Source organism: Paenibacillus sp. J31R109, assembly GCF_059692055.1.
This window is the reverse complement of sequence record NZ_JCAUAR010000029.1, coordinates 54,649-62,543: the sequence shown is the minus strand read 5'-3', so window position 1 is coordinate 62,543 and position 7,895 is coordinate 54,649. Positions and strand designations below refer to the sequence as shown.

Sequence of the window (7,895 nt, the reverse complement as noted above, 5' to 3'; positions counted from 1 at the left end):
TCACCCGTCCGCCGCTAGCTTGTCCCGAAGGACAAACCCGCTCGACTTGCATGTATTAGGCACGCCGCCAGCGTTCGTCCTGAGCCAGGATCAAACTCTCCATAATAGAAAAGCTGACTTGCTCATTTGAAGCTAGCGAGATTTTGCAATCTCTTTTATAGTCGATTACTCGACTGTGCTTACTCACTCGTTGTTCAGTTTTCAAAGATCAATTTCTTTCGTTCACTGCCGTGTTACCGAAGCAGCGAGAAGTAATATACCATGTTCATTTTTTAATTGCAAGCTTTTTTTTAATTCTTTTTTTCGTTACCAGCCTGTCTGTTTCTTGTCTATCTCTTGGCCGGATTTGTAATATAGCATGGATGACAATCAGATAGCAATGTTTTATTTTTCCAATTAGTAAAATAATTATCCGATTAAAAAAGAGCCAAATGCCCAGACATCACGACACGACATGTCGATATCTACATCAGAGCATTCAACCCTTTTTCATGCTTACGGTGTAATAGTTAACTTAGGCCGATCCGTTGTCGTGATACTCTCGCTTGAAGCAAAGGACACATTCCCATTAGAATGCACAGGTGACGTGCTGTACACCCGAATAGAAAGCTTCTTGCCGGTGGACATCGCCGCTTGCACTTGAGATGTTACATTTATGGTAATTGGCGTACCCGCTACAATTGTATACGTGCCAAGCACGGTGCTGGAGGAAGGCTTCGTATCCCATGTGATGGCGCCTTCTGTCCAGGTGTTGTCGCTAACCAGTGCGACCTCATTAAGGATGCCGCTCATTGCAGCTGTGATTGGCTTCAATGTGATCGTTGCGTTAGAGACAGTCCCGCTATAGCTATTAAAATCAAACTTAAAATAACCATCACGTTTGTAGCTAGTTAAATCGTTCTTCGTATCCACGGTAACAGCCGTTGTTCCAGCTTGATTCGCTGTAGCGTAAGTACCGTCTCTTACATTCGCATCATCCACGGCTATCCATGTATTCGGCGTCGTGAGGACGATACCCGCTCCATTATAAGCGCCGCGATTCGGTGCAGTCGACGATGAGACGGTGTTGCCCCAGTAATCTTTGCCCCCATTACTGCTGATTAAGACACCAGAGGATAAGGCTGGTGAACCTGTTCCCAGCTTATAGCCATTGACTGTGCTTAAACCAATGCCGCCGCTGCCCGCTCCTGCCAAAAGTGGATCACTCGTTAATTTATGAGCATCGCTTGGCTCACTGGCTGGATGGTTACCATAGAAAACGTTGTAATCATACACGTCATTCGCTTTGACGGAATAGCCGCCGCTACCTGCGTTGTATACGATGTTATTTTTAAAATAGATCGGATTGCTTCCTGCCAGCCCTGTTGTAATGCTCGTGCTTAAACCAGACCCAATATAGAAGGTATTATTATAGATTTGGCTATTCAACGGCGTGTAACCGCTATTGAATTGGAAAATACGCGCCCGGTCATTCTGACTGATATTATAGCGAACAATCATATTGTCGTTACGAATTGATCCATTCCCCATGACAAGCAGAAAGCCACCCTCATTATCATGACTATAATTGTACTGAACCGTACAGCCAGTCAAGTTAAAGTCACAGTCAAAGCCTTGGCCGTCGTTCGTTGTTTTGGTATTGTAGGCTTCATTATATTGCATTACAGGATTCGTGCTATTGATCGCCCAGATCGCCACATTGTAATGAGTATCCCGCGCATGCGCTGTATTCACAACGTTATATTGAACCAAACCATTAATGGATGCCCTCATGACAATGCCGTCTCCGCCAATATCATTCAGCGTGTTGTTGCTGATCACAAGATTTGTGTACGGCTCGAAGTTGCCTGCCCCATCATTGTTCCCCCAGGAGCTGCCATTGCTAATTCCCGTACGATCCGTGCGCTCTATTGTATTGCCATCAATGAGGACGTCGTTCCATTTGGTTCTTACCGCGGTGCCAGATACAAGGACATAGATACCTCCAGTTACTTTCAACGCATCGGTATTCGTTCCCGTGACATCGTGGATATACATATTTCGAATATAGAAATGGTTGTAGGTTCCCACATCATGTGCCTCAACCTTGACCCCGTAACGGTCACCTGCAGAAGCTGATGTATTCGTGACTTCCAAATTATTCAATTCCCAATACTGCTGATTGTAAAAATAGACCGTGCCTCCGGTTAGTCCATTCCCATTAATAATCGGCTTATTGCCTGTGCCGTATTTATCTATGATAATAGGTGACCCTGAAGCTCCAGACCCAAGCGGGTGCAACTGCCCAGTCCAAACGGAGCCTGATTTAAAAAGTATTTTATCCCCAGGTAAAAATGTCGTGCTGTTGACTTTGGTCAACGTTTGCCAGGCAGTCCCTGTACTCAAACCATTGTTGCTATCACTGCCTCCTGCGGAGTCAACATAGTATGTCGTATTGTTCGCATACGTCGTGGTTGTTAGTGCTGGTAACGATAAAACAATCGTCAATAAGAGTGTGAAAATTAGGCCGACCGATAGGCATAAACGAAATGCCTTTGAAATTTTCATCAATCATTCTCCTCTACCATGAAATATAAGCGTTTACAGGAACTAGACCAACAAGAAGTACACTTGCCTACTGTATCTTCATTTCTTGAAAAACGTGGTCCACAAGCCTCACTTGTGCAGCATCTTTCAATTGCTTCACTTTCTCTGCGTAACTAGTGTCCAGCGCGCGTTGCAGTTGATCTTCCGTTAGGCCACTACTGGCGCCATCACCTCCCTTCGGTACAGTTTTTTCTTTAAACACGGCTTTTACTTTCAGGACTAAGTTAGAAAAGAGATATGTGTAATAACCTCGTTCCTCATATTGTCTAGGACCATAGATGACTTGGTTATTCTTAATCGCTTTCTCCCTACGCTGATTTTCCTGAGACCAATTCGTAAGAAAGGTTGTATAGCTAAGATCATTCACGAGGTCGTATTGCTGGGCTAAAAGCTGTTGCACTTTGACCTCTTTCAAACGGTCTAGGGCCAGCTGCTTGGCTCTCTCGATAGGCACCTCCCCCTGAAAGCTCGTCGTCCAGAAGGAGGCTGAGTCATCGGCGTTATAGGTTTTCTTGAAATAGCCTGCCGTCTGCGCCTTCGCATCATTCAAAAAAAGCTGAAACTCGCGCTCATCGATCGGTACATCATTGATATAAGCGACTGTGGCATAAGAAGGACCTGCAAATGATGGGTTCTGCCATTCCGTGCAGCCTGTAGTCGCAAAGATAGAAAGAAGAAATAAGATCACGATAGGCTTCATAATTCCTCTCCTCCATAGACAAGTTAGTTGTTTATTCCAGCCTTTCAGCCATTCGAAACTCCCAATTGCCTTGTTGCACGGCATAACGAAGTTGAAATTGGATGCGATACAGACTGTCGCCCCACACGCGCGTCAAGCTTTCGTCTGTTATCGTGATATGCTCAAATACGGCCTCCCATTGTTCATGCTCATAAAAAAGAACGAGCTGATTGTTCGCCTGATTTTGCAAACGTATCTGGCCCTGCTGAAGATGCTGGGGAGGTTGGCTCGACATCATATGGAGAAGCAATTGATCAGTAGGCTCTGTAAACAAGCACGATTCCTGCAGCTCAATGATTGGGTTCAGCCCTCTATGCAGCGTTAGACTACGGTGCCAACTCTGCACACCCGCTTCAGCCGGATAAGCGCTGGCTAGTTCTACCCCGAAACGAACAGTGTCCACACTGTTCTCATAAGTGACGTCCTCCGCGCGGAAGGAACGGCCTTCCTTTTGCTCAAAACCGTTGATGACCGGAACACTATGATAGCCAGACTGCATCGTCCATATGTCATATCGCTGTGGACTAAACGTCTTCTGGGTATACGTCTCTACCCCGATATCAATCAAGAACGGCTTCCCGTTCACATAAATCACAAAATGACCGATGTCATTATGGTTATGGCTTTCATCATTATGACCGCCTTTGATTGCCACAAATAGGCCTTGCGATGAGCCTTCCAATTCCCTGGAGGCCATTACTTGCAGATTCGGAAGCCATACATCTTTGACAAGAGGTGCTGGTAAAACAGTCTCCGCATGAATACTTTCGAAGCTATGCAAGCTGATCATTTCTTGAAAAAAGGAAATCCCCTTCCCTCTGCGATCAGAAACTCGATAGGTGCGGAACCCAATCTGTCCCAATGCACGCAGCTTATCATCCTGAATACGTGAACCGTACAAATGGATCATGCCGTAATCCTGTGATGCGATCGCGGAGCCATCTGCGAAATTAACATAGTAATAACCGTCAATATTCATGTTGTAGACGAATTGTCCTAGCTTTTTAATCAAAGGTTGATCGTAGACCGACAGCACACCGTCCGAAGCACGATACAATAGTTCAAGATTGACTAACAGCATCCCGGCCGCTCTAGCCCAGTACGTTGAACCTTCATCGCACCCGCCATCCTCGAACTGTACCTCAACGTACCGATCTAAGCTGCGCAACACCTTATCGTAGAGCACTGCTTTCCGCTCTGTCTCCATTTCCAGCAATAGCAAGACTGTTAACATATTCGCATTGCACCAGGGGTTCCAGTTATTTACCTCTCGTTCCCCAAAGCCCATCCACCAGAAATCATTTCGAGCTGTGTACGGAGCAATAATACGGCGTTCCAGTTCTACACCGATGCGTGCTCTAATGAGGGGAGAGATCTCATCTAGCTGAGATTGCAGCAAGTGAGATGTCCAAGCGAGTAGCGCTGCGGTTTCACCTGCGGATAAATCGAACAAATGTTCTTCCGAGTCAGAAAGGACAGTTTCGGGCCGAAGGGATAAATAATGATGAGCTGGCGCACACCACGTCGTCTGCTCACAGAGGAGCCAAACCACGTTCATAATTTCCCGCAGGAACCGCCCATTGGCTTCGATGCATTCTGCGATCAGGAGTGTGCAAAGCCCATTGCGTCTTTCTGTTTCAACCGAATCGTAAGGCTTACGGCTTCCCTCTTCGAAATAGGCCATAAAGGCGGTCGCACGCAAAGATGGCCATTCATAGTCCAGGTACGACTCTGCTTGTGTCACCCAAGCTTGCTGTAAGTCGATGGGTACGCCAGCCCAAGCCTCGCGATCATCGCGTGCTGGGAAAATGCGTCCCGCCATGCTTTTGCCTAAAATATGAGTTCTCACATCGGAAATGGTGATGAAATCTGTCAGCTTCATATCGTTAAGCTCCTCCTTATCGGGGTAAAGAAAAGACTGCCTCATTTGCAGTTTGGCTACGAATGTGACAGTCTGTCTTCGGTTCAATCGTTACGCTTTATTTAATGACTTCGGTGTATTGCTTTTCAATCTCGTTTGCTCCAGCTGATCGTGCCTTTTTGACATAATCATCAAAGGAATCAACGGTTTGCTCACCTGTAATGATTTTGATGTAGTTTTCCGTCGTCAGCTTCTGTAAATCCGCTGTGTACTTGCCGGAAGCTTCTACACTTGGCAGATAAGATGGCGGTGTGCCTGTTCCTTTCACTTTATCCGCTACAACATATTTCGCTTTGAAGATCTGCTTCACTACATCCGGATTGTTCGTGTACATGCCGAAAGTGGAGACAGCGCGTTGTGCGGTTTCAGTTGGATTCTTGAGCTTAGAAGCGACAGAGCCGTCTGCGTTAATGGCATAATCCTTGTCTTTGACACCGTAGTTAGCCAGCATGTAATAGTCTTTGTCGGTGACCAGTGTATCCAGCATTTTCAGAATCGTATCGAGCTTTCTCGGATCTTTCGCTGCATTCTTCGTGATCACCAGTGTTTCGTTATTATAGCCCCAAATGTTTGCCCCAAAGGCTTTGCCATCCGGTCCTTTAATGGCTTTACCGAGTGAATACGTTTCATCGTATTTGGCATCTGGCTTTACTTTGATGAATTCTTGATACACGGCCCCACCTTTATCTCCCTCTGTAAGCGGCGGTGTCCAGTGGTAGTACATCACGTTACCTGTCACACCAACGCGATTGTTAATGAAGGCATGCGAAGTCGCCCAATAGCCGCCCTTATTTTCACCGGTTACGAATTCAGGATCGATGACGCCGTCTTTGTACCATTTGGCCAGCAACTTGAGGCCTTCTTTCATTTCTGGTTGGATTGCATCCATTGTCACTTTGTTATCCTTCACGGTATACCAGAGGGCCGAGTAAGGCGTTGTGCCTTTGATGACATCCGTCGGGATCGGTCCGAAAGCGCCCAACACTGTTTGCATCGCCGTGCTGGAGAGGCCGTACGTGTCTTTTTTGCCATTTTTATCAGGATCATTGTTCGTAAACTTGTAAATCGCATCCTCAAACTCAGCTAACGTTTCAGGTACTTTGGTAATACCGACATTTTTGAGCCAATCAGTGCGCCATACAAGGCTGGTTGGATAGGTGCCGTCTAGTTGGAAAGCGGACAAGCCATAGTTTTTGCCTTTGTACATGCTGGAACGGAAAGCTGACCCTGAAGTGTCATTGTCCATGATTAATTTGTAGTAGTTCGGTGCTTTCTGCTTAATCGTATCTACTGGAATTTCAGCGGCTACCCCACTGTCCACGAGTTTGGATAATTCAAAGCCTTTCAGCCTCAAAATATCCGGAATTTCTCCCGATGCCATGCGGACGTTGAACACTTCACTGTATTTCTGCGAATCCGCGGTCCAGACATTGATTTTTGCATTAAAACGTTTGGACACTTCCTGTATGATCTCTGAATTCGCATCTGGTGCGACATCGTTGATGTTATAGCCTGCCCATTCAATTGTTACTGGTGCTTCATTCTTCGCTGCTGCTGTTGCTGTTGTACCTGTTGCTGCGGGTGCTGGGGTACTTGTCGTACTGCTCTCTGTGCCGCTGCTGCATGCTGCCAAACTCCCTACTAATAAAGCTGCGCTCACCAAGCTGCCTACATGACGAATTGCTTTACGCTTCATTTTTAGACCCTCCTAGACATGTATGTTAGTGAACCATCCCCTGTGAGGGGGCTGGGATTAACCTTTTAATGAGCCAATCATGACGCCTTTAACGAAATATTTTTGCAGGAAAGGGTAAACAACAAGCAGTGGAATCAGGGATACCATGAGTGCAGCCATTTTCATCGTGTCGGTGTTCGCATAAATCGTATTCGCTGCCTCAACAGCCTGGGGCTCAGAGCCTTCAAACATAATTTTGCGCAACACAAGCTGCAGGACCGCTTTCTTCGAATCCTTGAGATAGATCATGGCGTTAAACCATTCATTCCAATGGTAGACCATCGTCCACAGGCCCACTGTAGCGAGGATCGGGATGGAAATCGGCAAGATGATGCGCGTTAGAATAACGAACTCATTCGCCCCATCGATACGGGCTGACTCTTGAATCTCCTCGGGTAGGGACATAAAGTAATTGCGGATAATTAGCATGGTAAAGGTATTAATTGCGACAGGGAGGATAAGTGCCCAAACGCTGTTATAGAGTCCGACACCTTTGACAATGAGGTAAGTCGGGATCAAACCACCGCTGAAAAACATCGTAAACACCATGAAAATCGTCCAGAACTTGCGGTGTACCAGATTTTTTTTCGATAAGGGATACGCTGCTAAAATCATTAAGGTCATCGATACGACGATACCGAGAATGACACGTACGATGGTATTCTGGTATCCAATCCAAATTTGCTGATAGGCAAATATTTTGCGATAACCGTCCCAATCAAATTTGAGCGGAATCAGATGAATACCGTAACTGCTCACCACTTCTGGCGGGCTCATTGACACTGTGACGACCTGCATGAAGGGGATAATGGTCAGCACACTGAGCAGAATGAGCGTCGTATAAACAATCGTATCAATTACGAGATCTTCAAAGGTTCGTTTCTTTTTCTTGCGTGTCGTTACCATTGCTTGAA

General features: G+C 46.2%; 5 protein-coding genes and 1 rRNA gene. All 6 read right to left on the bottom strand.

Features of this window, described 5'->3' with window-relative positions; translation table 11 throughout:
- Positions 1–106: ribosomal RNA gene (locus AC58QT_RS33840) — 16S ribosomal RNA — on the bottom strand; the annotation flags it as partial.
- A gap of 389 nt (positions 107–495) precedes the next feature.
- Positions 496–2,547, bottom strand: a complete 2,052-nt coding sequence (locus tag AC58QT_RS33835; protein ID WP_497412831.1) for a CBM96 family carbohydrate-binding protein — start codon at positions 2,545–2,547, stop codon at positions 496–498.
- Positions 2,548–2,614: 67 nt separating this feature from the next.
- Positions 2,615–3,286 carry a hypothetical protein gene (locus AC58QT_RS33830; protein ID WP_497412830.1) on the bottom strand — a complete coding sequence of 224 codons (672 nt, stop codon included), beginning with the start codon at positions 3,284–3,286 and terminating at the stop codon, positions 2,615–2,617.
- 31 nt (positions 3,287–3,317) lie between these two features.
- Positions 3,318–5,207, bottom strand: a complete 1,890-nt coding sequence (locus AC58QT_RS33825) for a heparinase II/III domain-containing protein (protein WP_497412829.1) — start codon at positions 5,205–5,207, stop codon at positions 3,318–3,320.
- A gap of 97 nt (positions 5,208–5,304) precedes the next feature.
- Positions 5,305–6,942, bottom strand: a complete 1,638-nt coding sequence (locus AC58QT_RS33820; RefSeq protein ID WP_497412828.1) for a type 2 periplasmic-binding domain-containing protein — start codon at positions 6,940–6,942, stop codon at positions 5,305–5,307.
- A gap of 57 nt (positions 6,943–6,999) precedes the next feature.
- Positions 7,000–7,887, bottom strand: a complete 888-nt coding sequence (locus tag AC58QT_RS33815; protein ID WP_497412827.1) for a carbohydrate ABC transporter permease — start codon at positions 7,885–7,887, stop codon at positions 7,000–7,002.
- Between the last annotated feature and the right edge of the window lie 8 nt (positions 7,888–7,895).

Bases quoted from the DNA above. Each gene is read 5' to 3' on its own strand.
- AC58QT_RS33835 (WP_497412831.1), bottom strand. From the start codon at position 2,547: ATGAAAATTTCAAAGGCATTTCGTTTATGCCTATCGGTCGGCCTAATT.
- AC58QT_RS33830 (WP_497412830.1), bottom strand. From the start codon at position 3,286: ATGAAGCCTATCGTGATCTTATTTCTTCTTTCTATCTTTGCGACTACA.
- AC58QT_RS33825 (WP_497412829.1), bottom strand. From the start codon at position 5,207: ATGAAGCTGACAGATTTCATCACCATTTCCGATGTGAGAACTCATATT.
- AC58QT_RS33820 (WP_497412828.1), bottom strand. From the start codon at position 6,942: ATGAAGCGTAAAGCAATTCGTCATGTAGGCAGCTTGGTGAGCGCAGCT.
- AC58QT_RS33815 (WP_497412827.1), bottom strand. From the start codon at position 7,887: ATGGTAACGACACGCAAGAAAAAGAAACGAACCTTTGAAGATCTCGTA.